The organism is Streptomyces sp. 11x1 (genome assembly GCF_032598905.1).
Classification (GTDB): Bacteria; Actinomycetota; Actinomycetes; order Streptomycetales; family Streptomycetaceae; genus Streptomyces.
The window spans coordinates 6,379,380-6,406,375 of sequence record NZ_CP122458.1; the positions used below are offsets into that span (position 1 = coordinate 6,379,380).

Annotated in this window: 23 protein-coding genes; 12 read left to right on the forward strand and 11 right to left on the reverse strand. The window is 70.9% G+C overall.

The window, feature by feature from the left end:
- Positions 1–144: 144 nt before the first annotated feature.
- On the reverse strand, positions 145–687 hold the full coding sequence (locus P8T65_RS28070) for a GtrA family protein (protein ID WP_316727982.1): 543 nt from the start codon (positions 685–687) through the stop codon (positions 145–147).
- 272 nt (positions 688–959) lie between these two features.
- Between P8T65_RS28070 and P8T65_RS28075 the strand changes: the two genes are divergently transcribed.
- The 4 genes from P8T65_RS28075 to P8T65_RS28090 all read left to right on the forward strand — a co-directional run bounded on the left by P8T65_RS28075 (position 960) and on the right by P8T65_RS28090 (position 5,378).
- Positions 960–2,120, forward strand: coding sequence for a 5-(carboxyamino)imidazole ribonucleotide synthase (locus tag P8T65_RS28075; protein WP_316727983.1), 1,161 nt, complete (start codon positions 960–962; stop codon positions 2,118–2,120).
- Positions 2,117–2,650, forward strand: a complete 534-nt coding sequence (gene purE, locus P8T65_RS28080; protein WP_184893276.1) for a 5-(carboxyamino)imidazole ribonucleotide mutase — start codon at positions 2,117–2,119, stop codon at positions 2,648–2,650. The genes P8T65_RS28075 and purE overlap by 4 nt, the downstream gene beginning before the upstream one ends.
- Positions 2,651–2,703: 53 nt before the next feature.
- Positions 2,704–3,888 (forward strand): dipeptidase, encoded by a 1,185-nt coding sequence (locus P8T65_RS28085; RefSeq protein WP_316731759.1) that lies wholly within the window; start codon positions 2,704–2,706, stop codon positions 3,886–3,888.
- Between the two features lie 164 nt (positions 3,889–4,052).
- Positions 4,053–5,378, forward strand: coding sequence for a dipeptidase (locus P8T65_RS28090; protein WP_316727984.1), 1,326 nt, complete (start codon positions 4,053–4,055; stop codon positions 5,376–5,378).
- A gap of 126 nt (positions 5,379–5,504) precedes the next feature.
- On the opposite strand, the gene P8T65_RS28095 is transcribed toward P8T65_RS28090, so the two are convergent.
- Positions 5,505–5,867: a VOC family protein gene (locus tag P8T65_RS28095; protein WP_316727985.1), complete on the reverse strand. Its 363-nt coding sequence runs from the start codon at positions 5,865–5,867 to the stop codon at positions 5,505–5,507.
- Positions 5,868–5,973: 106 nt separating this feature from the next.
- Between P8T65_RS28095 and P8T65_RS28100 the strand changes: the two genes are divergently transcribed.
- Positions 5,974–6,480: a CGNR zinc finger domain-containing protein gene (locus P8T65_RS28100; RefSeq protein ID WP_316727986.1), complete on the forward strand. Its 507-nt coding sequence runs from the start codon at positions 5,974–5,976 to the stop codon at positions 6,478–6,480.
- A gap of 155 nt (positions 6,481–6,635) precedes the next feature.
- On the opposite strand, the gene P8T65_RS28105 is transcribed toward P8T65_RS28100, so the two are convergent.
- Positions 6,636–7,979 carry a UDP-glucose/GDP-mannose dehydrogenase family protein gene (locus tag P8T65_RS28105; RefSeq protein WP_316727987.1) on the reverse strand — a complete coding sequence of 448 codons (1,344 nt, stop codon included), beginning with the start codon at positions 7,977–7,979 and terminating at the stop codon, positions 6,636–6,638.
- A gap of 229 nt (positions 7,980–8,208) precedes the next feature.
- Between P8T65_RS28105 and P8T65_RS28110 the strand changes: the two genes are divergently transcribed.
- The 4 genes from P8T65_RS28110 (at position 8,209) to P8T65_RS28125 (ending at position 11,001) form a co-directional block, all read left to right on the forward strand.
- The gene (locus P8T65_RS28110) at positions 8,209–9,366 is read left to right on the forward strand and encodes an acyl-CoA dehydrogenase (protein ID WP_316727988.1); all 1,158 of its coding nucleotides are present in this window, start codon (positions 8,209–8,211) and stop codon (positions 9,364–9,366) included.
- Between the two features lie 164 nt (positions 9,367–9,530).
- Positions 9,531–9,875, forward strand: a complete 345-nt coding sequence (locus tag P8T65_RS28115) for a metalloregulator ArsR/SmtB family transcription factor (RefSeq protein WP_316727990.1) — start codon at positions 9,531–9,533, stop codon at positions 9,873–9,875.
- A 4-nt stretch (positions 9,876–9,879) separates the two neighbouring features.
- Positions 9,880–10,305, forward strand: coding sequence for an SRPBCC domain-containing protein (locus tag P8T65_RS28120; protein ID WP_316727991.1), 426 nt, complete (start codon positions 9,880–9,882; stop codon positions 10,303–10,305).
- Positions 10,306–10,635: 330 nt separating this feature from the next.
- On the forward strand, positions 10,636–11,001 hold the full coding sequence (locus P8T65_RS28125; RefSeq protein ID WP_215455871.1) for a four-helix bundle copper-binding protein: 366 nt from the start codon (positions 10,636–10,638) through the stop codon (positions 10,999–11,001).
- Positions 11,002–11,098: 97 nt separating this feature from the next.
- Here the strand turns inward: P8T65_RS28125 and P8T65_RS28130 are convergent, their stop codons facing one another.
- Together P8T65_RS28130 and P8T65_RS28135 are read right to left on the reverse strand one after the other, a co-directional pair.
- Positions 11,099–12,373, reverse strand: a complete 1,275-nt coding sequence (locus P8T65_RS28130; RefSeq protein WP_316727993.1) for an LCP family protein — start codon at positions 12,371–12,373, stop codon at positions 11,099–11,101.
- 162 nt (positions 12,374–12,535) lie between these two features.
- Entirely contained in the window at positions 12,536–13,900 is a 1,365-nt protein-coding gene (locus P8T65_RS28135) for an LCP family protein (RefSeq protein ID WP_316731760.1), read from the reverse strand.
- A gap of 222 nt (positions 13,901–14,122) precedes the next feature.
- Here P8T65_RS28135 and P8T65_RS28140 point away from each other — a divergent pair, with 222 nt between their 5' ends.
- A complete protein-coding gene (locus P8T65_RS28140) occupies positions 14,123–15,151 on the forward strand; it encodes a glycosyltransferase family 2 protein (RefSeq protein WP_316727995.1) in 1,029 nt (342 codons plus the stop codon).
- A 108-nt stretch (positions 15,152–15,259) separates the two neighbouring features.
- Here the strand turns inward: P8T65_RS28140 and P8T65_RS28145 are convergent, their stop codons facing one another.
- The 4 genes from P8T65_RS28145 to P8T65_RS28160 form a co-directional block, all read right to left on the reverse strand.
- Positions 15,260–16,954: an LCP family protein gene (locus tag P8T65_RS28145; RefSeq protein WP_316727997.1), complete on the reverse strand. Its 1,695-nt coding sequence runs from the start codon at positions 16,952–16,954 to the stop codon at positions 15,260–15,262.
- 290 nt (positions 16,955–17,244) lie between these two features.
- The gene (locus tag P8T65_RS28150; RefSeq protein ID WP_316727998.1) at positions 17,245–18,999 is read right to left on the reverse strand and encodes an LCP family protein; all 1,755 of its coding nucleotides are present in this window, start codon (positions 18,997–18,999) and stop codon (positions 17,245–17,247) included.
- A 244-nt stretch (positions 19,000–19,243) separates the two neighbouring features.
- Positions 19,244–20,440, reverse strand: coding sequence for an LCP family protein (locus P8T65_RS28155; RefSeq protein WP_316728000.1), 1,197 nt, complete (start codon positions 20,438–20,440; stop codon positions 19,244–19,246).
- 250 nt (positions 20,441–20,690) lie between these two features.
- Positions 20,691–21,446, reverse strand: a complete 756-nt coding sequence (locus P8T65_RS28160; RefSeq protein WP_316728002.1) for a TIGR03089 family protein — start codon at positions 21,444–21,446, stop codon at positions 20,691–20,693.
- 120 nt (positions 21,447–21,566) lie between these two features.
- Here P8T65_RS28160 and P8T65_RS28165 point away from each other — a divergent pair, with 120 nt between their 5' ends.
- Positions 21,567–23,024, forward strand: a complete 1,458-nt coding sequence (locus P8T65_RS28165) for a peptidoglycan recognition protein (protein WP_316731761.1) — start codon at positions 21,567–21,569, stop codon at positions 23,022–23,024.
- A gap of 201 nt (positions 23,025–23,225) precedes the next feature.
- The gene (locus P8T65_RS28170; RefSeq protein ID WP_316728003.1) at positions 23,226–24,308 is read left to right on the forward strand and encodes an NDP-sugar synthase; all 1,083 of its coding nucleotides are present in this window, start codon (positions 23,226–23,228) and stop codon (positions 24,306–24,308) included.
- Between the two features lie 217 nt (positions 24,309–24,525).
- On the opposite strand, the gene P8T65_RS28175 is transcribed toward P8T65_RS28170, so the two are convergent.
- Both P8T65_RS28175 and P8T65_RS28180 read right to left on the reverse strand, forming a co-directional pair.
- Positions 24,526–25,527, reverse strand: a complete 1,002-nt coding sequence (locus P8T65_RS28175; RefSeq protein ID WP_316728004.1) for a DNA-3-methyladenine glycosylase 2 family protein — start codon at positions 25,525–25,527, stop codon at positions 24,526–24,528.
- 148 nt (positions 25,528–25,675) lie between these two features.
- Complete coding sequence (locus P8T65_RS28180; RefSeq protein WP_316731762.1) at positions 25,676–26,977, reverse strand: coenzyme F420-0:L-glutamate ligase; 1,302 nt, start codon at positions 26,975–26,977, stop codon at positions 25,676–25,678.
- Between the last annotated feature and the right edge of the window lie 19 nt (positions 26,978–26,996).

Sequence of the window (26,996 nt, forward strand, 5' to 3'; positions counted from 1 at the left end):
CCGGCGGTCGGTGCGAGGGTTCGCGGATGAGCCGCGGCCTTCCGGGCCGTAGCACGGGCGGCTGCCGGTCCGGTGGGGCTTCCGGGGCTTCCGGGGGCTTCTCGCGCAGTCCCCCGCGCCCCTGAAAAGCAGGGCGTGCCCCCCTCAGCGGCGTTTGCCCGTGACCGTCCGCGGGTGGGCGGATTCCGCTTCCAGGAACGATTCCGCGTCGGCCACCGTCTCGCGGGCCGGGAGGGCCCGGAACACCCAGCTGCGGTACGACCAGAACCGGAAGAGGGTCGCGACGCCGATGCCGAGGAACTTGAAGATGTTGGACTGCAGGGGGCTGTCCCAGCCGAAGCCGTACGTGGCCGTGTAGAGGACGCCGTTCTCGATGATCAGGCCGACCGCGCTGAACAGCAGGAACAGTGTCAGTTCCTTCGTGCGGCGGCTCTTGTCGCGGTCCCGGTACGTGAAGTGGCGGAAGCCCACGTAGTTGAACGCGATGGCGACGACCGTGGCGATGACGCTGGCCCGGACCACCTGGAGCTCGGTGGTGTGGCGCACGAGGTTGAACACCCCGAGGTTCACCAGCAGCCCCGCACCGCCCACCGCGCCGAACTTGGCGACCTCACGGACCAGCAGGTCGAGTCGGCGGCGCAGGGCGCCGCGGGGCCTCGTATCAAGCCCCGAGCTGGTACTTCCCATCGTGTGCGGCCCCCGTCGCTCGGTTCCGGTCGGTGTCGTGCCGGTGGTCAGCCGGGTCGCTGTCCCGTCCGAAAAGATCTGGATGACCGGAGAAGAATTGATCTTCCGTCGACATCCACTGGTTCAGCCATGCTAACCAGCGCCCCTGGGCCATGCCTGTGCAGAACCTCACAGCCCGGACACGGAGGAGGTCCGGGCCGGTCCAGGGGGGAGACGGGCGGGGAAATCGGGCACCCGGGAGTGGCCGATTCCGTGGCCGATACCCTGGGGGCGTGACGTTCCCGGTAGTCGGCATGGTCGGCGGTGGCCAGCTCGCTCGTATGACACACGAGGCGGGCATCCCGCTCGGCATCAGGTTCAAGCTCCTCAGTGACACCCCTCAGGATTCCGCGGCGCAGGTCGTCGGTGATGTCGTCATCGGCGACTACCGCGACCTGGACACGCTGCGTGCGTTCGCGCAGGGCTGCGACGTGATCACCTTCGATCACGAACACGTACCCACCGAGCATCTACGGGCGCTGGAGGCGGACGGCATCCCCGTGCGCCCAGGCCCGGAGGCGCTCCAGCACGCCCAGGACAAGGGGGTGATGCGGGCGAAGCTCGACGCGATCGGAGTGCCCTGCCCGCGGCACCGCATCGTCGCCGACCCCGTCGACGTGGCCGCGTTCGCCGCCGAGGGCCTCCCCGAGGGCGCCGAGGGCGACGGGTTTCCGGTCATCCTCAAGACGGTCCGCGGCGGCTACGACGGCAAGGGCGTGTGGGTCGTCCGCTCGGTCGAGGACGCCGCCGAGCCCTTCCGCGCCGGCGTCCCGGTCCTCGCGGAGGAGAAGGTCGACTTCGTACGGGAGCTGGCCGCCAACGTCGTACGGTCGCCGCACGGGCAGGCCGTCGCCTACCCGGTGGTGGAGTCGCGGCAGGTCGACGGCGTCTGCGACACCGTGATCGCGCCGGCGCCAGACCTGGAGGAGGCGCTCGCGCTGCGCGCCGAGGAGATGGCGCTGCGCATCGCCAAGGAACTGGACGTGGTCGGCCACCTGGCGGTCGAGCTGTTCCAGACCCGGGACGGCCGCATCCTGGTCAACGAGCTGGCGATGCGCCCCCACAACTCCGGCCACTGGAGCCAGGACGGCGCGAGCACCTCGCAGTTCGCCAACCACGTACGGGCCGTCCTCGACCTCCCGCTCGGCGACCCGCGCCCCCGCGCCCGGTGGACCGTCATGGTCAACGTCCTCGGCGGCGACTACCCGGACATGTACTCGGCGTACCTGCACTGCATGGCCCGCGACCCGCGGCTCAAGATCCACATGTACGGAAAGGACGTGAAGCCCGGCCGTAAGGTCGGTCACGTCAACACCTACGGCGACGACCTCGACGACGTGCTGGAGCGCGCCCGTCACGCCGCCGGATACCTGAGAGGCACGATCACCGAATGAGCCCTGTGAGCCCCGTCGTAGGCATTGTCATGGGGTCGGACTCCGACTGGCCCGTCATGGAGGCCGCCGCGCAGGCCCTCGACGAGTTCGAGATCGCGTACGAGGTCGACGTCGTCTCGGCGCACCGGATGCCGCGCGAGATGATCGCGTACGGCGAGGAGGCCGCGGACCGGGGCATCAAGGTGATCATCGCGGGCGCGGGCGGTGCCGCCCATCTGCCCGGCATGCTCGCGTCCGTGACCCCGCTGCCGGTCATCGGCGTGCCGGTGCCGCTGAAGTACCTCGACGGCATGGACTCCCTGCTGTCGATCGTGCAGATGCCGGCCGGTGTGCCCGTCGCGACGGTCTCCGTCGCCGGCGCCCGCAACGCCGGCCTGCTGGCCGCGCGCATCCTCGCCGCGCACGACGAGGAACTCCTCGGCCGTATGCGGGAGTTCCAGCAGGAGCTGAACGACCAGGCGACCGAGAAGGGCAAGCGCCTGCGCACCAAGGTCGAGGGATCGGGCGGCGGCTTCGGCTTCGGGAAGTAGACGTAGAAGCGGACGTGACCGACATGACGGGGATCACGGGGGACACGGGGGAGATGACCATGACATCGCTGGAGGCGGCCCGGGAGCTGCTGCGGGAGTTCCCGGTCGCGGACGGGCACAACGACCTGCCCTGGGCGCTGCGTGAGCAGGTCGGCTACGACCTGGACGCGCGGGACATCACCGGCGACCAGAGCGCCTTCCTCCACACCGACCTGGCGCGGCTGCGCGCGGGCGGGGTGGGGGCGCAGTTCTGGTCGGTGTACGTCCCCTCCGACCGGCCGGGCGCCGTCACCGCGACCCTCGAACAGATCGACTGCGTACGGCGGTTGCTCGACCGTCACCCCGCGGAGCTGCGGGCCGCGCTGACCGCCGCCGAGATGGAGGCCGCCCGCGCCGAGGGCCGGATCGCCTCCCTGATGGGCGCCGAGGGCGGCCACTCCATCGACAACAGCCTCGCCACGCTGCGGATGCTGTACGCCCTCGGCGTCCGCTACATGACGCTCACCCACAACCACAACATCGCCTGGGCGGACTCCGCGACGGACGAGGCGGCCGTCGGCGGCCTCACCGACTTCGGCCGCGCGGTGGTGCGGGAGATGAACCGCGAGGGGATGCTCGTCGACCTCTCGCACGTGGCCGCCACGACGATGCGGGACGCGCTCGACGCGTCCGTCGCCCCGGTGATCTTCTCCCACTCCTCCTCGCGGGCCGTCTGCGACCACCCCCGCAACATCCCGGACGACGTACTGGAGCGGCTCCCGGCCAACGGGGGAGTGGCGATGGTGACGTTCGTCCCGAAGTTCGTGCTCCAGGCCGCCGTCGACTGGACGGCCGCCGCCGACGAGAACATGCGGGTCCACGGTCTGCACCACCTCGACACCACCCCCGAGGCGATGGCGGTCCACCGCGCCTTCGAGGAGCAGAACCCCCGTCCGGTCGCCACGGTGGCCACGGTCGCGGACCATCTCGACCACATGCGCGAGGTCACCGGCATCGACCACCTCGGCATCGGAGGCGACTACGACGGCACCGCCTTCACCCCGGACGGTCTGGGCGACGTCTCCTGCTACCCGAACCTGATCGCCGAGCTGCTCGACCGGGGCTGGTCGCGGACCGACCTGGCCAAGCTGACCTGGCGGAACGCGGTACGGGTGCTGGGCGCGGCGGAGGACGTGGCCCGGGACCTCCAGGCCCGCACGGGCCCGTCCCACGCGACGCTGGAACAGCTGGACGGGTGACGCCGGACGGGTGACGCCGGGCGCCGCCCGGGTCTCACCCGGGTGGCGTAGCGGCGGCCCCGCGACGGCCGTTCAACCCGAACGCCCCACCCACCAGGAAGGCGGGCGGCCTCCGTGCCACGGTGACGAGTACTGCGATCACCCAACGGCTACGGAGGTTTGCCATGGCAGATCTGCAGGACGAACTGCAAGCCGCGGGGGAGGCCGGCGAACTCGACACGCCCCCCGACCCCACCCGCGCCGAGCCCGCGCGCAAGCGCGACAGGCGCCCACCGGCGGCGGAGCCGATACCCCCCGGCGCCGACGGCCACCCCGACGACGGCGAGGCGGACGACGTCCGCCCCCATGGCGCGACCGACGTCCGTCGCGGTGGAGCGGATGACGTCCGTCGCGGTGGAGCGGACGTCCCCGGGGCCCCCGACGGCGAAGCGTTCGTGGTGGCCGGACCCGCCGCATCCCCCTCCCCCTCGCCGTCCTCGCCCTCCTCGGAGCTGGCCGAGGCGGACGCCTTCCTCGTCGCGCACCCCGTCGCCGACGGCTACAGCGGACTGCCGTGGGTGCTGCGTCAGCTGCCCCGCTACGACCTGGAGCTGGGCGAGGGTGGCGTGGACACCGACGTGCCGCGCATGCGCAAGGGGCACATCGGCGCGCTGTTCTGGTCGCTGCACCTCCCGGAGGGCCTCGCGGGCGAGCGGGCCGTGGGAGCCACGCTGGAGCAGCTGGACCTGGTCAGGACGGTCGTCGACGCCCACCCCGAGGGCCTGCGGCTCACGCACAGCGCCGGCGAGACCACCGACGCCCGCAACTGCGGTCGGGTGGCCGTCCTGCTGGGCCCCGCCGGAGCCCCGGCGATCGGCGACTCCCTCGCCATCCTGCGCTCCCTGCACGCGCTCGGGCTGAAGGCCCTCACCCTCGCCGGCGCGTCCTGGGCGGGCGAGTCCGGGCTGAGCAGGTTCGGCGAGGAGGTGGTCCGCGAGATGAACCGCATCGGCGTCCTCGCCGACCTCTCCGGAGCCTGCGAGGAGACGGTCCGCCGGGCGCTCGCGGTCTCCCGCGCCCCGGTGGTGTGCACCCGCTCGGCGGCCGCCGCGCTGCGGTCCCACCCGGCCAACCTCCCCGACGACATCCTCGCCGCGCTGGGCGAGGCGCGGGGCCTGTGCATGGTGCCGCTCACCGCCGAGCAGACCGGTCCCTCGGTCCGCGACGTCGCCGACCACCTCGACCACGTCCGAGCGATCGCCGGCCCCGAGTGCGTCGGCCTCTCCGGCACCTACGACTCCGGTGCCGCCCACCCGCGGGACCTCACCGACGCCTCGTGCTACCCCCGCCTCGTCGCCGAACTCATGCACCGGGGCTGGTCCGAACCCGACCTCGCCCTCCTCACCTGGGGCAACGTCCAACGCGTCCTGCGCACAGCCGACTTCACGGCCAGGGCGGCACGCGACCGCCGGGAAGCCTCGACGGCGAGGATCGCGGAACTGGACGGCTGAAAGGGGGCGTAGCCCCTTTCAGGGGCGCGGGGAACTGCGCGACCAGCGCGACCAGCCACGAACGACCGCCGGCCGCTCAGCTCCCCGCACCCCCTCCCCCTACCGCGAACTCGGCAGCAGCGGAGCTCAGGCGCGGCAAAGACAGAACGGATGCCCCGCCGGATCCGCGTACACCCGGAACCCCCGCTCACGGTCCGCCGCGTCCAGCACCGTCGCCCCCAGCGCCAGCACCTCCTTCTCCGCGGCGTCCATGTCCTCCACGTTCAGGTCGAGATGGAACTGCTGCGACCGCTGCGCCGAGGGCCACTCGGGCGCCACGAATCCCGGCGCCTTCTGGAACGCCAGCCGCGCACCCCCGCCCGGCACCTCCAGATCCACCCAGTCCCCCTCCCCGCTGACCTTCCCGCCGATCACCTCGGCGTAGAACCCGGCGAGGGAGGCCGGGTCGGGACAGTCCAGAACGACGACATCCAGCGTGGCGATGGCCATGGCCTTCTCCTTGCTCGTTCTCTGCTCATCCGAACTTCAGTTACCTGAAGAGGAGAGTAACCGGTAACCGTTACCTCATGTACCCCTTAAGAGGTAACCTCCCGGCATGAGTGAGAGAGCGTCCGCCCCCGGCGGCCTGGCCCTCGTCGAGAGCCTGGTCAACACGCTGGACGTGGAGACGGGCGCCGACAGCCTGGAGACGCCGGAGGCGCGCGCCGGCCTGGGCCTGGCGGCGGACGAGGACCTCACGGCCGTGCGCGAGCTGCGGGAGTCCCTCCGCGCGACCCTGCTGGCCCACGCCGGTCATGCCCCGCACCGCACGGTGACGCCGCTCGGCACCCTCCTGACCGCGGCACCGCTCGTCGTCGCGGTCTCCGCCGAGGACGGCTCGGCGAGCCTGCGCCCCGCCGCCGACCCCGCTCCCCTGCTCTCCCGCGTGGCCGCGGCCGTCGCCGAGGCCCTCACGGCGGGCACCTGGCAACGCCTCAAGGCCTGCCAGGCACCCGACTGCCACTGGGCGTACTACGACCGCAGCCCGGCCGGCCGCGGCCGCTGGTGCTCGATGCAGGTGTGCGGAGCCCGTGCGAAGATGCGCCGCTACCGAGCGAAGTGAACGCTTCGGCCCCGGGCGAAGTAAGCGCTTCGCCCCCGCCGGGCGCCGGAACGTGGACAATAGGAAAAGACGCCGTTCCGGCCGACTGAGCCTCGGCCGGAACGGCGTCACCTTCCGCTGCCCTCCGCGGGGGCCTGAGCCCTGCCGGCGCGGCCCTACGCGGTCGGCCGCCCCATCGCCCGGTACGTCCACCCCGCCCGGCGCCACAGCTCCGGGTCCAGCGCGTTGCGGCCGTCCAGCACCAGCCGCGTCGACGCGACCTCGCCCAGCTTCGCCGGGTCCAGCTCGCGGAACTCGCTCCACTCCGTCAGATGCAGCACGATGTCCGCGCCGCGCACGGCGTCCAGCGCGGTGTCGGCGTACCCGAGCGTCGGGAAGAGCCGCCGCGCGTTGTCCATGCCCTTGGGGTCGTAGACGGTGACCTGGCCGCCCTGGAGGTGGATCTGCCCGGCCACGTTGAGGGCGGGGGAGTCGCGTACGTCGTCGGAGTCGGGCTTGAAGGTGGCGCCCAGCACGGCGACCCGCTTGCCCAGGAAGGAGCCGCCGCCCAGCGCCTGCCGGGCCAGCTCCACCATCTGACCGCGCTGGCGCATGTTGATGGAGTCGATCTCCCGCAGGAACGTCAGGGCCTGGTCGGCGCCCAGCTCACCGGCGCGCGCCATGAACGCCCGGATGTCCTTGGGCAGACACCCGCCGCCGAAGCCGATGCCGGCGCGCAAGAACTTCTTCCCGATCCGGTCGTCGTGCCCGATGGCCTCCGCCAGCTTGGCGACATCGCCCCCGGCGGCCTCGCACACCTCGGCCATGGCGTTGATGAAGGAGATCTTGGTGGCGAGGAAGGAGTTCGCGGAGGTCTTCACCAGCTCGGCGGTCGGGAAGTCGGTGAGGACGAAGGGCGAGCCCTCGCCGACCGGCGTCGCGTACACCTCGCGCATCAGCTTCTCGGCGCGCTCGCTGCGCACCCCGACCACGATCCGGTCCGGGTGCAGGGTGTCGTTCACGGCGAAGCCCTCGCGCAGGAACTCCGGGTTCCAGGCCAGCTCGGCGTCCTCCCCGGCGGGCGCGTGCTCGGCGAGATACGCGGCCAGCCGGTCGGCGGACCCCACCGGCACCGTCGACTTGCCGACGACCAGGGCCGGGCCCGTCAGATGCGGGGCGAGCGAGGCGAAGGCCGCGTCGACGTAACTCATGTCGCAGGCGTACTCGCCGTGCCGCTGCGGGGTGTTCACGCAGACGAAGTGAATGTCGCCGAAGGCCGCGACCTCCGCGTAGTCGGTCGTGAAGCGCAGCCGTCCGCTGGATCCCTCGATCCCGGCGACGTGCTTGCGCAACAGCTCCTCCAGGCCCGGCTCGTACATCGGGACCTCACCGCGCCGGAGCATGTCGATCTTCTCTTCGACGACATCGAGCCCGAGCACCTCGAACCCCAGCTCGGCCATGGCCGCGGCGTGTGTCGCGCCGAGATAGCCGGTGCCGATCACGGTGATCTTGAGGGCCATGGGTGCTCCTGGGGTGTCCGGCTGAGGGGGGCGTGCACGCCCGCACAGCCGCGTGCGGGCGTGCACGTGAGCATAGTCTGGGGCCTGTTCGAGTCCTTGACCGGGCAGATTCCCCCGGAGAGGGGCGAGGCCCGTCGCCCCTGTCGTCAAACTCACGTACCAGTGGCGTGGCCAGACCTTTAAAATTTGAGTTACTTAACGGTAGTTAGCGTCAGGAGCGTGAGAGACCTTGGCCGGATCGGCTGATTTCGACCTGTACCGCCCGTCGGAGGAGCACGACATGCTCCGTGACGCGATCCGTTCCCTCGCCGAGGCGAAGATCGCGCCCTACGCCGCCGCCGTGGACGAGGAGGCCCGCTTCCCGCAGGAGGCGCTGGACGCGCTGGTCGCGAACGACCTGCACGCCGTGCACGTGCCCGAGGAGTACGGCGGTGCCGGCGCCGACGCGCTCGCCACGGTCATCGTGATCGAGGAGGTGGCGCGCGCCTGTGTGTCCTCCTCCCTCATCCCGGCCGTCAACAAGCTCGGCTCGCTGCCCGTGATCCTCTCCGGCTCCGAGGAGCTGAAGAAGAAGTACCTGGGCCCGCTTGCCAAGGGCGACGCGATGTTCTCGTACTGCCTCTCCGAGCCGGACGCGGGCTCCGACGCGGCCGGGATGAAGACCCGCGCGGTCCGCGACGGCGACCACTGGATCCTCAACGGCGTCAAGCGCTGGATCACCAACGCGGGCGTCTCCGAGTACTACACGGTCATGGCCGTCACGGACCCGGAGAAGCGCTCCAAGGGAATCTCCGCGTTCGTCGTCGAGAAGTCCGACGAGGGTGTCTCCTTCGGCGCCCCGGAGAAGAAGCTCGGCATCAAGGGCTCCCCGACCCGCGAGGTCTACCTCGACAACGTCCGCATCCCCGCCGACCGCATCATCGGCGAGGAGGGCACCGGCTTCGCCACGGCGATGAAGACCCTGGACCACACCCGCATCACCATCGCCGCCCAGGCCCTCGGCGTCGCCCAGGGCGCCCTCGACTACGCCAAGGGCTACGTCCAGGAGCGCAAGCAGTTCGGCAAGCCGATCGCCGACTTCCAGGGCATCCAGTTCATGCTCGCCGACATGGCCATGAAGATCGAGGCCGCCCGCGCCCTGACCTACCAGGCCGCCGCCAAGTCCGAGCGCGGCGACAAGGACCTCACCTTCCAGGGCGCCGCCGCCAAGTGCTTCGCCTCCGACGTCGCCATGGAGGTCACCACGGACGCCGTCCAGCTCCTCGGCGGCTACGGCTACACCCGCGACTACCCGGTCGAGCGCATGATGCGCGACGCCAAGATCACGCAGATATACGAAGGCACGAACCAGGTGCAGCGGATCGTGATGGCCAGGAACCTTCCCTAGCAGGTTCTTGCGGGTCAGGTGCGGATGCGGGCTGACAAACGGCCGATGACCCGCGCGAACGGCGCAGCCCCCGGCGTACGGTCGGGGGCTGTTCCCGTACGCCGATCAGCACCTTCCTCGTGTATGCCCTTGCGGTTATATAACGCTAGGTGCATATTGAGGGTGTGTCCCTGCCTTTCGATGCGCTGGCCGACCCCACGCGGCGGCGGATGCTCGGGCTGCTGCTCGGGCGTCCCCGTCTCGTGGGTGAGATCGCCCATGAGCTGGAGATGAGTCAGCCTCGGGTGTCCAGACATCTGCGGGTGCTGCGTGAAGCCGGGCTGGTCACGGTACGGGCGGAAGCGCAGCGTCGCTGGTACGAGCTCCGTCCGGAGCCGTTGGCCGACCTCGACTCCTGGCTCGCTCCGTATCGTCGGCTCTGGACGGGACGCCTGGATGCGCTGGAAGGGCACCTGGACAGGATGCCCGACGTCCCCGAGCAGCCGTGTCAGGCGGCTGAGGAGCAGTGAAGAGATGAGCCCGACCAGGACCATCACCGTCGACGGCCGACCTGCCCTGCGATTCGAACGTCATCTGAAGCACAGCCGGGAGAAAGTCTGGTCGGCCGTCACCGACCCCCGCCATCTGAGCCAGTGGTACCCGATGCGGGTGACGGAGCTGGAGCCCAGGGTCGGCGGTCGGATTGCCCTCGACGATGGCGAGGGCACGGTCTACACGGCCACGGTCACGCACTTCGAGCCGCTGCGGCTGTTCGCCTTCGACGAGCACGCCCCGGACGGCGAGAAGCGCGAGTTCGACGACCACCTCAGGATCGAGCTGCGCGACGAAGACTCCGGTTGCCTGCTGGTGTTCACGCATGTCCTGGCCGACCCCTCGATCGCCGACGGCGCCTCCGGAGGCTGGGAGGCATGTCTGGACGAGCTCACGGCGAGGCTCTAAACGGCCTGGCAGTGCTTCGTCACGCTGGGTGGTCTCGGTTGCCCGTGGGCGACTTCCCGAGGTGAGGTTGGGGGAAGTGGAGCGGCTCCGGGGTGAGTTGGCGGGTTCGTTGCCGATGGCTGGCGTGCACGGTCTTGCGCGCCTTGCGTAACCCCTCCGGCGCATTCCGTGCTCGGCCCCCAGCACCCGCCGAAGGCTGTTGTCGTACGGGGCTGATGGGGCGGACTGTTTCCGTCCGCCCGATGGCGGTCGGGGGCGGGGAGGCGTAGGACGGAAGGTGCGCGGGGTCCGGCCCCGGATCCCGTTCTCCCACCACCCCCAGGAGGAGCCATGACGCAGCAGGCCGGGAACATGACCGCGATGAGCAAGGAGATGCAGGACTGCGTCAACGCCTGCATGACGTGCCACAGCGTGTGCGAGGAGACCATGAGCTCCTGCATGCAGGCCGGCGGTCAGGCCCAGATGCAGATCATGCGCGCCCTGATGGACTGCGCCGAGATGACCCGTATGTGCGCGGACATGATGATGCGCCGCTCGCCGCTGTCCGCCGAGATGTGCGCGATGTGCGCCCGCGCCTGTGACATGTGCGCCGAGGCGTGTATGTCCATGCCGGACGATCAGCAGATGATGCGCTGTGCCGAGGCGTGTCGCCGCTGCTCCGAGATGTGCCGGACGATGGCGGGCGCGACCGCCTGACGCGTCGCGCGAGACGTCCGCACGACCCGAACGCACCAACGACCGAGGGGCACCCCCATGGATCAGGGGGTGCCCCTCGGTCACGCCGGCCGCCGGGTCAGTTGCTCGACACCGTCACCGTCTCGTCGTTCTTCAACTGCTCCACCAGCTGCTTCACCTTCGCGGTGTCCCACTGGAGGTTGCCGTTGGCGGAGTTGCCGGAGATCGGCATGTTCATCGACTTGCCGTCGCCGCCCGTCACGCCCTTCATCGCCCAGAACATGTCGGCCAGGTCGAACAGGCTCATGTCCTCGTCGACGATCAGGGTGTCCAGACCCGCGCTCATCGTCGGATACAGCTTGAAGGGGTTCAGCACCGTGCTCGGCGTCGCCGTCTGACTGGCGAGGGCCGCGAGGAACTTCTGCTGGTTCTTCGTACGGTCCAGGTCGCTGCCCGCGAGGGCGTAGCGGGTCCGGACGAACGCGAGGGCCTGCTCGCCGTTGAGGGTCTGCTTGCCCGCCTCGAAGTCGGCACCGGACTTGGTGTCCTTCATGCCGCCCTTCGGGATCTCGATCTCGACCCCGCCGACCGCGTCGACGATGTTCGCGAAGCCGGCGAAACCGATCTCCACGTAGTGGTCGATGCGCAGTCCCGTGTTGGCCTCGACGGTACGCACGAGCAGCTCGGGCCCGTCCTCCGCGTACGCCGCGTTCAGCTTCACCTGACGGCCGGTGCCCTTGTAGGTCTTGCCGGACTCCGAGCCCACGAACGTCGGTATCTCGACGTTCGAGTCACGAGGCAGCGAGATCAGCGTCGGGCCGCCCGAGCCGGTGTGCAGGATCATCATCGAGTCCGTGCGCTTGCCGTCGGCGGACCCGGTGTGGAGCTCCTTCTTCTGCTCGTCGGACAGGCCCGCGCGGCTGTCGGAACCGACGATCAGGTAGTTGGTGCCCTCGCCCTCGGCCGGCCGGTCGATGACCTTGGAGAGGTCGACCTCGCGGTTCAGCTTGGAGTCGGCCCAGAAGTAGGTGCCGATCGTCGTGGCGAGCAGTACGACGGTGACCGTGATCGCGGTCAGCTTGATGCGGCGCCCCCAGTTCGGTGTGCCACGCTCGCCCCGGCCACCGCCGTGACCGCCGCCACCCACGCCGCCGGCGCCGTAGACCTGGCCGGTGTTGTAGTCGCTGTTGTAGCCGCCGTACTGCTGCTGGTCGGGGCCACTGTTGCCGTAGCCGTCACCGTACGAGTCGCCGTACGACGGCTGCTGGGGCACGCCACCCTGAGGGGGTGCCGACGGGCCGCGACGGACCTGGCGCATCACGCGCGGTCCCTCGGGCTGGGCGTAGTCGCCGCCGCGGTTGTTGCCGGACCATCCCTCGGGCCAATCGTTCATGCGCCCCAGTGTGCCGGGTCGGGCTGTGGGCTTTACAAGGGTCGATGAAAAACAAAGGCGAGGCTGTTGCGAAGCCGACACAAATTGCACGGTTTTGTAGGGGGCCGGGGCGCCTGTTGAGCTGGGGGAGCGGTTTGAGGGCGGGTGCGGGTCGTGTGTGGCTTACGGGGCGCACGTCACCTGGTCGCCGCGTACCACTCCCGACTCGCCGCGCTCGGGGTCCTCGGCCCGTACCTTGCGGACGCCCTTGAAGTCCGTGCCGGCGACCACCTTCATGACCGGGCCCTGGGCGCGGACCGGGCGGAGCTGCGAGCCCGGGAGGGCGGCCGCGAGGGAGCGGGCGGAGCGGTCCCAGCGGGGGTCGTGGAGGACCAGGGTGCGGGTGGCGTTCGGCTGCGCGGCGTTGACCGGGGTCCTCGTGGTGCGGAAGCCGGTGGCGGCCAGCTGACGGTCGACCTTCTTGCCGAGGCCAGGGACGGCGGTGCCGTTCTCGACCTGGACGCGGATCTGCTGCGGGGCCACGTCGACGAGCGCGTAGGAGCCGCCGGCCTTGTAGGGGGCGAGGGGGCGGTCGTCGCGCAGGGCGTCGAAGAGGCGGGCGGCCTTGGCGTCGTCCCACTTCAGCGTCGAACCGACGCCCTCCACCGCGTACCCCATGCGCCCGATGGGCACGGTGGTGAACTCCGACGAGGCCGGGGTGAGGTTGCGCATCGCGCGGCCGAGGTCGATCAGCTCACCGGTGCCGAACTCCTTGTCGGCGCGGACGGAACCGAGGACGGCCTGGGTGATGTCCCGGAACTTCATCGGGTTGAGCAGCACCCCGGAGGAGGTGGCCTGGGACATCAGGGACGCCATGAACCGCTGCTGGCGCTTCATCCGGCCCAGGTCGGAGGAGCCGTCGGCGTGCCGGGAACGGACGTACTGGAGGGCCTCGCCGCCGTCCAGCTCATGGGTGCCCGCGTCCAGGTCGAGGCCGGTGTAGGAGTCCTTGAGGGGGCGGGTGGTGCAGATCTCGACGCCGCCGAGGACGTCGACGGTCCGCATGAAGCTGGTGAAGTCGACCTCGACGTAGTGGTCGATCTTCACCTTGGTCATGTGCTCGACCGTGCGCACGGTCAGCTGCGGCCCGCCCTCCGAGTAGGCCGCGTTCAGCTTGATCGGGTGGGAGCGTGAGACCTTGCCGGTGGCGCGGTCGGTGTGCTCGGGCGTCTCGGCGTACGAGTCGCGTGGCAGGCTCACGACGCTCGCGCGCTCCCCGTCCTCCGAGATGTGCACGATCATCATCGTGTCCGTGCAGTGGCAGGGGGCCCCACCCAGCCGGTACCTGCGCCGTTCCTCCTCGCTGATCCGGTTGCGGCCGTCGGTGCCGACCAGCAGCACGTTCATGCCGTGGCCCGCCTCGGGGCGGTTCTTCATGTCCTTGAAGGCGTCGACCCGCTTGATCTCGCCGTCCAGGCGGGTCACCACCGCGTGCCCGATGCCCGCGGCGGCCAGCACCACCACCGAGAGCGTGGTCACCGCCTGCATGGCCCAGCCCCGCCGCCGGGGGCGCACGGGGGGCCGGGGCTGCTGCGGACGGGCTGGACGGCGGGGCGGTGTGGACACGGGGGACACCTCCGCGAGACCGGTCAGGGGAAGGGGGAGAAGTCAGAGAACCTTGAGCACCGTAGGGTCCCGGCCTCCGCGCCCCGCGCACGCGCCCGGGCGGCGCGCGTTGGTGTCCCCCGTTCGCGGTAACGTGAGCCCCCTATGAACGCCAAGCCCGACGTGCAGCTCCCCGCCGTGTCCGTGATCATGCCCGTCCTCAACGAGGAGCGGCATCTGCGCGGAGCCGTCCAAGCGATCCTCGCGCAGGAGTACGCCGGCGAGATGGAGGTCGTGATCGCCCTCGGTCCGTCCACGGACCGCACGGACGAGATCGCCGCCGAGCTCGTACGCGAAGACCCGCGCGTCCACACGGTCCCGAACCCCACCGGCCGGACGCCCGCCGCCCTCAACGCCGCGATCAAGGCCTCCCGCCACCCGATCGTGGTCCGGGTCGACGGCCATGGCATCCTCTCCCCGAACTACATCGCCACTGCGGTCCGGCTCCTGGAGGAGACCGGCGCGCAGAACGTCGGCGGCATCATGCACGCCGAGGGCGAGAACGACTGGGAGCACGCGGTCGCCGCCGCGATGACCTCGAAGATCGGCGTCGGCAACGCCGCCTTCCACACGGGCGGCGAGGCGGGGCCGGCCGAGACGGTCTACCTGGGTGTCTTCCGGCGTGAGGCGCTGGAGCGGCAGGACGGCTACAACGTGGAGTTCATCCGCGCCCAGGACTGGGAGCTGAACTTCCGGATCCGTGAGGCGGGCGGCCTCATCTGGTTCTCGCCCGAGCTGCGGGTGTCGTACCGGCCCCGCCCCAGCGTGAAGGCGCTCGCCAAGCAGTACAAGGACTACGGGCGCTGGCGGCACGTCGTCGCCCGCTACCACGAGGGCTCCATCAACCTGCGCTACCTCGCCCCGCCGACCGCGGTGTGCGCGATCGTGGCCGGCACCCTGGTGGGCGCCCTGGTGAACCCGCTGGGCTTCGTCGTCCCCGGCGGCTATCTCGCGGCGATCGTCGCGGGCTCGATCCCGGCGGGCAAGGGACTGCCGCTCAAGGCCCGCCTCCAGATCCCTGTCGCCCTCGCCACCATGCACATGTCCTGGGGCTTCGGCTTCCTCACCAGCCCCCGGTCCCTGGCGAAGAAGGTCATCGCGTCCCGCCGCCCCGCGGTGCTGACCGAGGGCTGAGCATCCCGTACGGACGAGCAGGGCCCCTCACGTCGATGACGTGAGGGGCCCTGCTCGGCTACGGACGGCTCGCTGCCCGGCTCAGGTACGGGCGGTCGGCGCGGTCAGTCACCAGGTGAACCCCGGATTGACCTTCATGCACGCCTTCTTGTTGGCGCCGTTGAGGGCGTCCGCCGACTCGGGAGTCGTGTCGTCCTCCTTCTCGGCCTGGTACGTCTTCCCCTCCCGCCAGTCGGCCCCGACGACGAGCGTGACACCGCTGACGTTCGTGGACTTCTCCACCTGGCCCAGCGGGATGCCGAGGGCCTTGGCGACGGCCTGGGCGTCGCCCTCCAGCTCGGCGCTCGGGAAGCGCACGACCGTCTTGTCCTCGGCGGTCGCGGTGGTCGCGTCGGACGAGGACTTGGCGAAGCCCTCCTCGACGAGCAGCTGGGACACCGTGTGCGCGCGGCCGGCGACCGGGGCGAGGGTGGAGGTCATGGTGCCGTTGACCACCAGCACCCCGATCTCGTCCTTCGCCGCAGCCGGGTCGTCGGACGTCGCGTCCTCGGTGGCGGCCTTCTTCTTGTCCTTGCCGTCCAGGGAGATGTCCTCGCGCACCAGCCGGAACAGCTTCTCCGCGTCGCCCTCCTTGGGGACGACGCGCGCGCCGGCGTACGTGTACGGCATCGTCGTCATCGTGATCCGGGCCGGCTCGACCTTGCGCAGCTCCGTGCTGAGGTCGTAGAGCTTGGCGACGTCACCGAGGCCCTCGTCGACGGTGAGCGCGTCGGTGGCCTCCTCGGCGAGCCTGCGCAGCTTGTTCGGGTTGGTGATCGTGGCGTTCTCGCGCAGCTCGCGGACCATGGCGTTCATGTACTGGTGCTGGGCCTTGGCGCGCGCGATGTCGCTGCCGTCCTCGAAGCCGTACCGGGTGCGCAGCCACTGCAGGGCCTGCTTGCCCTTGATGTAGGTGGTGCCCTTCTCCAGCTTCAGCCCCGAGCCCTTGCCGTCGCTGGTGTGCGAGTAGATGTTGGCGTCCACACAGACGGGCACGCCGCCGATCGCGTCGGCCATCGACACCACGCCGGAGAAGTCGACCATCATGAAGTGGTCGATGCGGATGCCGGTCAGCTTCTCCCAGGTGGCGACCGTGCAGCCGGGGCCGCCGCGCTCCAGCGACTGGTTCGTCATCACATGGGTGAGCGCCTCGTACACCTCGCCGCTGTCCGGGTCGGTGCACTTGGGGATGTCCAGCAGGGTGTCGCGGGGCATGCTGACGACCGACATGTTGGTGCGGTCCGCGGACAGGTGCAGCAGCATCTGGACGTCGGCGAGCGCCGGTCCGTTGAAGTTCTCCTTGGCGCCGCCGAGCTTCTGGTTCTCGGCGGTGTCCCGCGCGTCCGAGCCGATCAGCAGGATGTTCAGCGGGGTCTGGCCGGCCGCGTTCGGCGTCGGCTCGGCGATCTTCGTGTCGCCGAGGTTCAGCTTCTCCTTCTTGATGTTGCCGTTGAGGTGCTGGTAGTAGAGGTAGCCGGCACCAGCGGTGCCGAGTATCACCACCGCCAGGACCATCGCCGACCAGCGCAACACCCGTCTGCGCCGGGGCCTTTCGGGGGCCTTCGCGCGCCCCCGGCCACCGCCTGAGCCGTCGCGGCGCTTCCGTCCGCCCTGCGCGGGCACCCTGACGTCCGTGTCGCCGTCCGAGCCGGACGCCTCGCCCCTCGGATCCAGGTCCCCCTTCGGACCCAGGTCTCCGTCCTGCTCGCCGGGTTCCTCGACACGCGGTCGCCCCCCGTCCCCGCGCACGTCGCTCCGTACCATCTCCCTGCCCCTCCCCACCCTGCCGTGGCGGGGCCGTCCCCGCCTCCTGTTGGACCGTCGAGAACCCAACCTGGATGTACTCATGTTCTGTTGAACGCGTCATGTGTTCCGACCGGATGACATGCGGACACGGGTCGGCGCGGGGGCACGTACCGCCCCACGGCACTTTCGACGACATTCAGAACCGACCGGGCGGGTGCGTCGTCGCGCCCGCCCGGTACAACACCGGATCTCTCGGCTGTCCTGTACTGCTCGCGTCCGGTAGGACGCGCCATGACCCCCTCAGGTCATCAACTGGCGCACTTTTCCTTGTCCGCGGTGTTCTTCTGGACGTCCAGATCCGCCGCCGAGCCGCCGCTGAGCGGCACCCCGGCTCCCTTGAAGTCCTCGCCCAGGGTCAGCACCATCGAGGGCAGTCCCTGGGAGTTGGTCTCGCTGTTGCCCTTGCCGGGCTTCAGCGCGGACGCGGACAGACCCATCAGGTCGGCCAGCTTGCGCGCCTGGTCGGCCTGGTCGGGGTCGTACGCGAGGGTCGTCTTCGTCAACGTCTTGTCGGCGTTGCCGAGTTGGCTGGACTTGGTCACGCCGACATCATTCTGCAGCCAGTTGAGAGTGGCCTGTGCGCTGCCGGCCTCGGCACCGCCGTTGTAGACGCTGACCCGGACCTCGGAGGCGTCGGCGCGCGAGCCCTTGAGCTTCGCGGCCTCCTTCTCCTTCTTCTGCTTCTTCACCTCGGTGAGCGAGACGTCGTTCCTGATGGTCTCGAAGAGCTGCTCGGCCTTGCCCGGGGTGGGCAGCACGGTCGCGCCGTCGGTGTTGTCGACGACCGGCACGGTGGTGAAGGTGATGTTCTTCGTCTTCACCTTGCCGACCTCCTGGCCGAGCGAGGCCAGCACCTTGATGTCGGAGATCTTGGAGTCGACCGACAGCGCGCTGGTGGCGGCCTCCGCGAGGTCCAGCACCTTCGTCGGGTCGGTCAGCGTGTCCTTGGACTTCATCTGGCGGATCATCGAGCTGAGGAACTGCTGCTGCAGCTCGATCCGGCTCAGGTCGCTGCCGAGGCCGACGCTGTAGCGGGTGCGCAGGAACGCCAGCGCCTCCTCGCCCTCGATGGTGTGCTTGCCCGCGGTGAGGTCCAGCTTGGACTTGGAGTCCTTGATGTCCTTCTCCAGGCACACCTCGACACCGCCGATGGCCGTGGAGAGCGTCTTCACCGCGTTGAAGTCGGCGACCATGAAGTGGTCCGACTTGATGCCGGTCAGCTCCTCCACGGTGCGCACCGTGCAGCTCGGCGTGCGGCCGTACTGGCCGAGGCTCGTGTTGAACCGGACGTTCGGCGTCCCCGCGATGTTCTTCTTGGAGCCGTCCTCCTGCGTGGTCGGGCAGTCGGGGACGTCCACGATCATGTCGCGCGGGATGCTCATCGCGGTCGCGTTCGTACGGTCCTTGGAGACGTGCAGCAGGATCGTGGTGTCGGCGTGGCCGACGCTGTCCTTGTCGCCGTAGCTCCCGTTGCCCGCGCCGGTCCGCTTGTCCGTGCCGATCACCAGCAGGTTGATCGCCCGGTCCTTGCTGAAGCCGCCGGTGCCCGCGCCGTCGTCCGAGATCTTCTGGATGTTGTTGTTGAGGTGCTGGTAGTAGAGGTAGGCGGCGCCAGTGACGCCGACCAGTACGAACGCCAGCGTGCCGCCCGTCCACACCAGTATCCGTTTGCCCGTCGACTTCTTCTTGGGCTTCGTCTTGCCCCGGCCGCCCCGGCGGCCCGGCAGCGGGTCCTCCTCGGGCGTGCCCCGTCGGCGCCGGGGTCCCGGCAGCGTGTCGGGGATCTCCCGGGTGTCCGTGCCCGCCGACGCGGAGCGCGCGGACGTTCCGCCGGCCGCGGCCCTGGCCCCCGCCGCCGCGGGCGTGGCCCGGCGCGGCCTCGGCACCGCCGACTGCGGTGCGGAAGGGGTCAGTCGCAGTTCGTATTCACCGGTGCTCGGGTTGAGTACCCACTGGTCTGCGGGGTCGATGTCGTCCGCCCGCCCACGGCCTTGCGCGTCCACGGTTGTCTGATTCCTCCGTCGGGGCCACGCGGCGTCTTCCCCCTCAAAAGACGCTCGGGTCTCGCTGCAAGTGGTGCGTGACCGATAGGCCTGACACACCGGATCGCTCACACTAGCCGCACGATCAGGCGTCCAGCGACGGCGGTGACAAATTGCACGTCCCTACAACCGGGCAATCCGCCCATTTCCTAGAGCATTTGTTCCTTGTGTTGACGTGCGCTTTACCCGCGGAACCCCTCCGGAGTCATCCGCAGTCCTTCTCGGCGGCCGTGCTGCCGCGGAAAGTCGGTACGGGATCGGGTGTCCCGGAGAGGCTTCCCGAAAGCTCTTCCGCATGCCCTTCCCGTGTCCCCGTGGGGAGTTCGCGGGCCACCGCCACGGGCGCGTCGGCGCGCAGCCGTACGAAAAGGCTCCGCGCCGCCGGCTCGACGAGCTCGTCACGATTGACGTCGTACGCATACGACTTTCGTGGAACGGTCAGGAATTGCACCTTTTCCATGGGGATCGTGCGCAGGCCGCGCACCAGGTCGTAAAGCCCGCGCAGACTCGCCAGTCCCGGGTCCGTGGTGAGCGACGAGGTGGCCGCGTCGAGCACCGGATACAGCTTCACGGGATTCAGCAGGACGTCATTGCCGCGCACCTTCGCCGCCAGCGCCGCGAGGAACCGCTGCTGCCGGTCCATCCGCTCCGTGTCGCTGCCGTCACCCAGTGACTTGCGGGCCCGCACATATCCCAGGGCCTGTTCCCCGTCGAGTTTCACCCTGCCCGCGGGCAGCCGCAGGCCGGCCTGTTTGTCGTGAATGGGTTCGGTGAGACACACCTCCACCCCGTCCACGGCGTCGACCATCTCCTTGAAGCCGCTGAAGTCCACCACGATGTGATGGTCGATCCTGATATCGGTCATGCGCTCGACCGTACGAATCGTGCAGGCCGAACCGCCGCTCTGGAAAGCGTAGTTGAACATGGTGAACACTGGTTTGGTGTGACTGCCGTCGGGCCGCCGACAGCTCGGCACGTCCACCATCAGGTCCCGGGGCAGTGACACCGCGGTCGCGCTGCGCCGGTCCGCCGCGAGATGCAGCAGGATCGTCGTGTCGGACCGCTCGGTGCCCGAGTCCCGCCCGTACTCGCCGTTCTCGCCCCCCGACCGCGAGTCCGACCCGATGACGAGGATGTTCTGCGCGCCCCGCACCAGCGCCGTCGGCCGCTCCTTCTCGTACCGCGCCAGCTCGTCCGCCGCCGTCCGGTCCGAGGTGATGTTCCCGTCCAGCTTCTGGTACGCCGCCCACCCCACGCCCAGCGCGCCGGCGACCGCCAGGACGGCGCCGGCCCCGACCCATCGCGCCCACCGACGCCGACGGCGACGCCGGGGTCCGAGCCGGGTGGGCGAACCGCCCGCACCGGGCCCCAGCCCACGCGCCTGCCCTCCGACGTCGTCCACTTCCGGCCACCCCTCACGGCGTACGAGCGAGTCGTTGCTCCTACGACGATGGCGCGGGACGGGGGTGGAGGGCGGCCGGTGCTAGGCCGAACGGGGTATGGTCGCGCCCCGAAGGGGCGCGGGGAACTGCGCGAGCAACCACGACGCACCCGCGGCCGCCGACGGACCTCACTCCCCAGGGCGGCTCCGCGAGCCGGACCCCCGCTACCGCGGCCCCGCGGCGTCAGCGCGCACAGTCACCGAGAACACGTCACCGCGAGACCGAAGTGACCCGCTCACTCTCGATCCGCTTGGCGAGCGCGTCCTCGCCCAACCGCTCAAGATGCCGGCACAGCACCACCGACCCCCCGCTGGCGAGCGGCCCGTACAACCCCGCGGCCAGCCCTTCCCACGTGTCGTACCCCAGCCCCGACAGCAGACGGGACCCCGGCCCCGTCAGCCCCAGCCCGGCCGCTTCGGCCCGGGCCCGCTCCACGACCTGCGCCCCGCTGAACTCCCGCCCGGCAACGACCAGCGCCGCGTCCTCGGGATCCACCGGCGCGTACGCCACGAACCGGTCCCCCTGCGACGGCACCTCGACGGCGTAGTCCGCGAACCCGGCGGGCGCCTGCGGGAACCGCCCCCCGAGCGGCCGCAGCGCGAGAGCGATCCGCTCCCCGGAGCACGCCCGGGCCGCGTCCAGCGTGTCCGGTCCGCTCACCACGACGTCGGCCGCCGCCGGGTCCCCGCCGACCTCGGCGATCACCCCGACCGACGAACACGCGAGCAGCCACACCGCCGTCTGCCAGTGCGCCGGCAGCAGCAGCGCGACCCGGTCGCCCGGCTCGGCGGACAACTCGCCCTGGAGGAGGTTCGCGGTCTTGGCCACCCAATTGGCGAAGGTGGCCACGGACAATTCGACCCGCTCGCCCGTGGTGTCGTCGTAGAAGGTCACCAGCGGGCGCGCGGGATCCGCGGCCAGCGCGGATCGCAGCAGGTCGGCCGGGGTGCGGTCGGTGGTGTTCATCCGCGTAAGGGTACGCGGGGACCGCCGCGCCCGTGGTTCCCGGCGGACCCGAGAGCTAACCGGTTCGGCGGAGCGGAGCCGACGACCCGTCAATCCCGCGATGGACAGATATGTATGACTATGTCCAGGATCGGAAGCATGCGTAGATCACGATTCCTCGCGTCCTCGATCGGCGTCACCTGCGCCGCGGCACTTGCCCTCCCGGCGGCCCTCCCGGCGACGGCCTCCGCGGCGACCCCGACGGACTCGTCCTCCGCGGCGGTCCACACCCTGGCGCGATCCTCGACCCCCACCCGTCCGCTCTCGCTCGCCCCCGCGGCGGGCAGCACCCAGTCGCTCCCCCTCGTCCCCCTGGGAGCGGACCGCAACCTCGGCCCGGCCGCCCCCGAAAAGGGCCTCGGCAAGCGGGACGTGCGGTCGTTCTCCCTCGTCGGCGTCGTCTGGGACAACCCGGACGCCGAGCTGGAGGGCCGCGTCCAGGTCCGTACCCGTGCGACGGACACCGCCCGCTGGTCCGGCTGGCAGGACGTCGAGACGCACAACCACGAGCACGCCGCCGACCCGGACACCGCCGAACGCTCCTCGGGCCGGGTGCGCGGCTCCACCGCTCCGCTGTGGGTCGGCGACTCGGACGGCGTCGAGGTGCGCGTGCGCGCCGAGACCCGGGGCCGTACGGCCGCTCCGGGCGTCCAGTTGCTCCCGGACGGCCTACGTCTGGAGCTGGTCGACCCCGGCGTCGGCGCCCCCGGCGGCGCGGCGGGACCGGCTGCCGTGACGGGTGCCGCGCACATCGCGGAACCCCCGCCCGTCGGCACCGTGGACGCCCCCAGGCTGGGCACGCTGACCGTCGAGTCGGCCGCCGCCTCCGCCGTGAACGCCGATCTCGCGCCGCTCGGCTCCACCGCGATCCCGGCGCTGTCGCGCAAGGAGACGGTGGAGCGGCTGGCGACGGCGGTGCCCGGGGCGAAGCCGTACATCGGGCCGCGTCCCCGCATCGTCACGCGGGCCGGCTGGGGAGCCGACGAGACGCTGCGCGAGCGCGACTTCCGCTACACCAATCGGGTCAGCGCGGCCTTCGTGCACCACACCGCGTCGGGCAACAACTACAAGTGCGCGCAGGCCGCTTCCGTCATCCGCAGTATCTACCGCTACCACGTCCTGAGCAGCGGCTGGCGCGACATCGGCTACAACTTCCTCGTCGACAAGTGCGGAAACATCTACGAGGGACGCGCGGGTGGTGTCGCGAAGGCCGTCATGGGTGCCCACACCCTCGGTTTCAACACGAACAGCATGGGTGCCGCGGTCATCGGCAGTTTCAGCAGCACCAAGCCGCCCGCTGCGACGGTCAAGGCGATCGCGCAACTAACAGCCTGGAAACTGGGTCTTTACGGAGCGAACCCGAAGGGGAAGACATACCTCACCTCGGGTGGCGGCAATCTCTACCCAAAAGGCAAGAAGGTACGACTGAACGTGATCTCCGGTCACCGTGACGGGTTCGCGACCGAGTGCCCGGGGGGGCGCCTTTACGGAAAGCTCGGTACGGCCCGCTCGGAGGCGGCCCGCTTGCAGGGCCGGTGACCGGCCGGAGGTCATGCGTACACGACGCACAGCACAGGTCGAGGGCGCGCCCGTCGCGCCCTCGACGCACACCACCGTTGACGTGCCTCATGGCACGTCAACAGCTATACGCACGGCCGCGAAGGCGCCATGGAACGGCCTGCATACACTGGCCGGTCGAATGACAGTTCGGCCGGTCCCGGCAGGAAGCAGAGACGACAGGTGACAGAAGCGATCCTCCTGGTCGGCGGCAGAGGTACCAGGCTGCGTCCGCTCACGGTGCACACTCCCAAGCCCATGGTCCCGGCGGCCGGAGTCCCCTTCCTCACCCACCAGTTGGCGAGAGCCAGAGCGGCGGGCGTGGACCACATAGTCCTCGCCACCTCCTACCTCGCCGAGGTCTTCGAACCCCACTTCGGCGACGGTTCCGCCCTCGGCCTCCACCTCGAGTACGTCACGGAGGAGGAGCCGCTGGGCACGGGCGGCGCGATCCGCAACGCCGCCTCGCATCTCCACTCCGGCCCCGAGGACCCTGTCCTCGTCTTCAACGGCGACATCCTCACCGGCCTGGACATCCGCCGCCTGGTCGCCACCCACGGGTCCACCGGCGCGGACGTCTCCCTGCACCTCACCCAGGTGACCGACCCCCGCGCCTACGGCCTCGTCCCCACCGACGAGACCGGCCGGGTCCTGGCCTTCCTGGAGAAGCCCCAGACCCCCGAGGAGATCGTCACCGACCAGATCAACGCGGGGGCGTACGTCTTCCGCCGCTCGGTCATCGACACGATCCCGGCGGGCCGCCCGGTCTCGGTGGAACGCGAGACGTTCCCCGACCTCCTCGCCGCGGGCGCCCACCTCCAAGGCATGGTCGACTCCACGTACTGGCTGGACCTCGGCACCCCCGCGGCCTTCGTCCGGGGCTCCGCCGACCTGGTCCTCGGCCGCGCCCCGTCCCCCGCGGTCCCGGGCCGCTGCGGCGACCGGCTGATCCTGCCCACCGCCCGGGTCGCGGGCGACGCCAAGCTGACCGGCGGCACGGTGGTGGGCGAGGGCGCGTTCGTCGGCGAGGGCGCCCGGGTCGCCGGCAGCACGGTCCTGGCGGGCGCGGTCGTCGAACCCGGCGCCGTCATCACCGATTCCCTGATCGGCGCCCGCGCCCGCATCGGCGAACGCTCCGTCCTCACGGGCACGGTCGTCGGCGACGGCGCGATCATCGGCGCCGACAACGAACTCCGCACGGGCGTCCGAGTCTGGTGCGACGCCCAAATCCCCACGGGAGCGCTCCGCTTCTCGTCGGACCAGTAACTGCCGGGTGCGTTCGTCGTCTGCGGCTGAGTGGGGGCTGGTCGCGCAGTTCCCCGCGCCCCTTTCGGGCCTCCGGCCCTCAGGCCGAAAAGCACGGGGCGCAGCCCCTGCCTTTCAGGGGCGCGGGGAACTGCGCGACCAGCCCCCACCGGGCGGACGTCTGGGGGTCGAAGGGGCGCAGCCCCTTGAAGAGGGACGGGTAGGGGCGGCGGGGGCGCTACAACTTCCCGATGTCCCACCGAGGCATCTGCGGCACCCTCCGCCCCGGCACCCGCCCCGACAACAGAATCAACCGAGCCGCCCGATGCCGCTGCCCCGCATACGGCTCCAACAACGACAACATCACCGAGTCGTCCGCATCCCGATCCCCCGCCAACGCGAACCCCACGATCCCCGGCAGATGCAGATCCCCCGTGGTCACCTCGTCCGCCGCCCCATGACTGCGCTGCACGGTCTCCGCCGAGGTCCACGGCCCGATCCCCGGCACCAACTCCAACCGCGCCCGCGCCTCCACCGGCGACATCCCCACGGCCTCCTCCAGCCGACCCGCCACCCGCACCGCCCGCAGGATCGTCGACGCCCGCTTGTCGTCGACGCCGGCCCGATGCCACTCCCAGGACGGGATCAGCGCCCACTCCCGGGCCCTCGGCATCACACACATCCGCCCCGGCGCGGGCCCCGGTGCCGGCTCACCGAACTGCCGTACGAGCAGCCGCCACGCCCGATACGCCTCGTCCGTCGTGACCTTCTGCTCCAGAACCGACGGAATCAACGACTCCAGCACCAGCCCGGTCCGCGTCAGCCGCAACCCGGGCCGTCGCCGCCAGACCATCGCCACGATCCGGTGCCGGGGCGCGAAGGCCTCGGGCTGGTCCGACGCGCCGAGCATCGTGGGCACCTGGTCGAGCAGCCACTCGGCTCCCGGCCCCCAGGCCTCCGCCTCGACGACCCCGCCCCGCAGCGCGACCCGCAGCGTCCCGGCGCCGACCGGCGTACGACTGGTTCGCCACACGGACCCGTCCGGCATGGCGCGGAAGGTCGGATCCCCGGGCCCCCGCCGCAGCGGCCCCAGCACGAGCCCCAGATCGAGTGCCCCCTCGGGCACCCAGGTCCGCCGCCGCCCGGCCACGGCCCCCTGCCGGGGCACCCCACCGGGCACGACGACATGCCCACCCCGCACGGTCGTACGAGTGGGCCGTTGAGGAAAACGTCCGGCCACGAGAAGTCCTGGATGGTGAAGCGGTGCCTTATGAGCCTAGAGGGTGGGGCCTTTCAGGGGCGCGGGGAACTGCGCGAGAAGCCCCACGCACCCGCACCTGCCCACCGAACCCGAGCCACCCCGAACCATAGGCGCCCGGCCCCACCTCTCACCGCACCTCGATGAACGCCCCCGCATCCCGCTCCCCCCGAGCCGGAGGCGCCCCCGCCGCGTGCCCCACGGCCACCGCCCCCATCGGATCCCACTCCGCCGGCAGCCCCAGCACCTCCCGTACGACATCCCGGCAGAACATCGTCGACGACACCCACGCGGACCCCAGCCGCTCCCCGGCCAGCGCGACCAGGAAGTTCTGCACGCCGGCCCCGGTGGCGACGACGAACATCTCCCGCTCGGCCGCGTCCCGCCGCGCGTCCCCGTAGACGTGCGAGCCGTCCATCACCAGACACGGCACCACCAGATACGGCGCGTTGCGCAGCACGTCCCCGCGCCGCACCCGCTTCGCGATGGACTCCTCGCTCTTGCCGTCCCGTCGCAGATCCGCGATCCACGCGTCCCGCATGGCGTCGAGCAGCCGCACCCGCGACTCCGCGGACTCCAGCAGCACGAACCGCCACGGCGTCGTGTGGTGCGGCGCCGGCGCGGTCACGGCTGCGGCCACGGCCCGCCGCACCGCGCCGGGGTCGACCGGCTCGTCCGTGAACGCCCGGACCGTCCGCCGCTGGGTCACCGCCAGCCGTACGGCCTCGGAGGTGCCGAGCCGGAACATGTCGTCCGCCGCGCCCCGGACCAGGGCCCGTGTCCCCTCGCCGGAGTCCTCGGCCACCACCTGCGCGAGCCCCCGGACGACGGCGACGGGCAACCCGGCGGCCTTGCCCTTCACCAGGTCACCGGCGCCGGCCAGCTCGTCGGCGGTGGCGACGACGGTCGCGCTGAGCGGATTGCCGTGCGCGTCGGTGCCGCCGCGCAGGTCGTCGAGGACCCGCACCCCGGCCGCGCCGATGGCGACATCCGTCAGCCCGCTGCGCCAGGGGCGTCCGAACGTGTCGGTGACCAGGACCCCGACCTCGACGCCGAGCGCGTCCCGGATGCCGTCCCGGATCGCCCGCGCGGAGCCGTCGGGGTCCTCGGGCAGCAACAGCACGGTCCCGGAGGGGGTGTTGGAGGCGTCGACCCCGGCGGCGGCCATGACCAGCCCCTGCCGGTTCTCCACGATCCGCAGCGGCCCGCGGCGGGCCACCACCCGCACGGTCTCGGCGTCGATCGCGGCCTCCCTGTCGGCCGCCTCGACCACCCGCCCCTCCGCCTTGGACACGATCTTGGAGGTGACGAGCACCACGTCCCCGTCGGCCAGCCGAGGTTCGGCGGCGGCGATCAGCTTGGCCAGATCGTCCCCCTGCTGGACCTCGGGGATCCCGGTCGGCGCCCAGACCCGGTAGGCGGGACCGGGCAGGCCGTCCGAGGCCGCCCGA

What these genes read in the sequence shown, in the direction of transcription:
- P8T65_RS28125 (WP_215455871.1), top strand. Translation starts at nt 10,636, where the DNA reads ATGACGCAGCAGGCCGGGAACATGACCGCGATGAGCAAGGAGATGCAG.
- P8T65_RS28160 (WP_316728002.1), bottom strand. Translation starts at nt 21,446, where the DNA reads ATGAACACCACCGACCGCACCCCGGCCGACCTGCTGCGATCCGCGCTG.
- P8T65_RS28120 (WP_316727991.1), top strand. Translation starts at nt 9,880, where the DNA reads ATGAGCCCGACCAGGACCATCACCGTCGACGGCCGACCTGCCCTGCGA.
- P8T65_RS28145 (WP_316727997.1), bottom strand. Translation starts at nt 16,954, where the DNA reads ATGGTACGGAGCGACGTGCGCGGGGACGGGGGGCGACCGCGTGTCGAG.
- P8T65_RS28090 (WP_316727984.1), top strand. Translation starts at nt 4,053, where the DNA reads ATGGCAGATCTGCAGGACGAACTGCAAGCCGCGGGGGAGGCCGGCGAA.
- P8T65_RS28130 (WP_316727993.1), bottom strand. Translation starts at nt 12,373, where the DNA reads ATGAACGATTGGCCCGAGGGATGGTCCGGCAACAACCGCGGCGGCGAC.
- P8T65_RS28105 (WP_316727987.1), bottom strand. Translation starts at nt 7,979, where the DNA reads ATGGCCCTCAAGATCACCGTGATCGGCACCGGCTATCTCGGCGCGACA.
- P8T65_RS28085 (WP_316731759.1), top strand. Translation starts at nt 2,704, where the DNA reads ATGACCATGACATCGCTGGAGGCGGCCCGGGAGCTGCTGCGGGAGTTC.
- P8T65_RS28100 (WP_316727986.1), top strand. Translation starts at nt 5,974, where the DNA reads ATGAGTGAGAGAGCGTCCGCCCCCGGCGGCCTGGCCCTCGTCGAGAGC.
- P8T65_RS28165 (WP_316731761.1), top strand. Translation starts at nt 21,567, where the DNA reads ATGTCCAGGATCGGAAGCATGCGTAGATCACGATTCCTCGCGTCCTCG.
- P8T65_RS28135 (WP_316731760.1), bottom strand. Translation starts at nt 13,900, where the DNA reads ATGCAGGCGGTGACCACGCTCTCGGTGGTGGTGCTGGCCGCCGCGGGC.
- purE (WP_184893276.1), top strand. Translation starts at nt 2,117, where the DNA reads ATGAGCCCTGTGAGCCCCGTCGTAGGCATTGTCATGGGGTCGGACTCC.
- P8T65_RS28140 (WP_316727995.1), top strand. Translation starts at nt 14,123, where the DNA reads ATGAACGCCAAGCCCGACGTGCAGCTCCCCGCCGTGTCCGTGATCATG.
- P8T65_RS28070 (WP_316727982.1), bottom strand. Translation starts at nt 687, where the DNA reads ATGGGAAGTACCAGCTCGGGGCTTGATACGAGGCCCCGCGGCGCCCTG.
- P8T65_RS28095 (WP_316727985.1), bottom strand. Translation starts at nt 5,867, where the DNA reads ATGGCCATCGCCACGCTGGATGTCGTCGTTCTGGACTGTCCCGACCCG.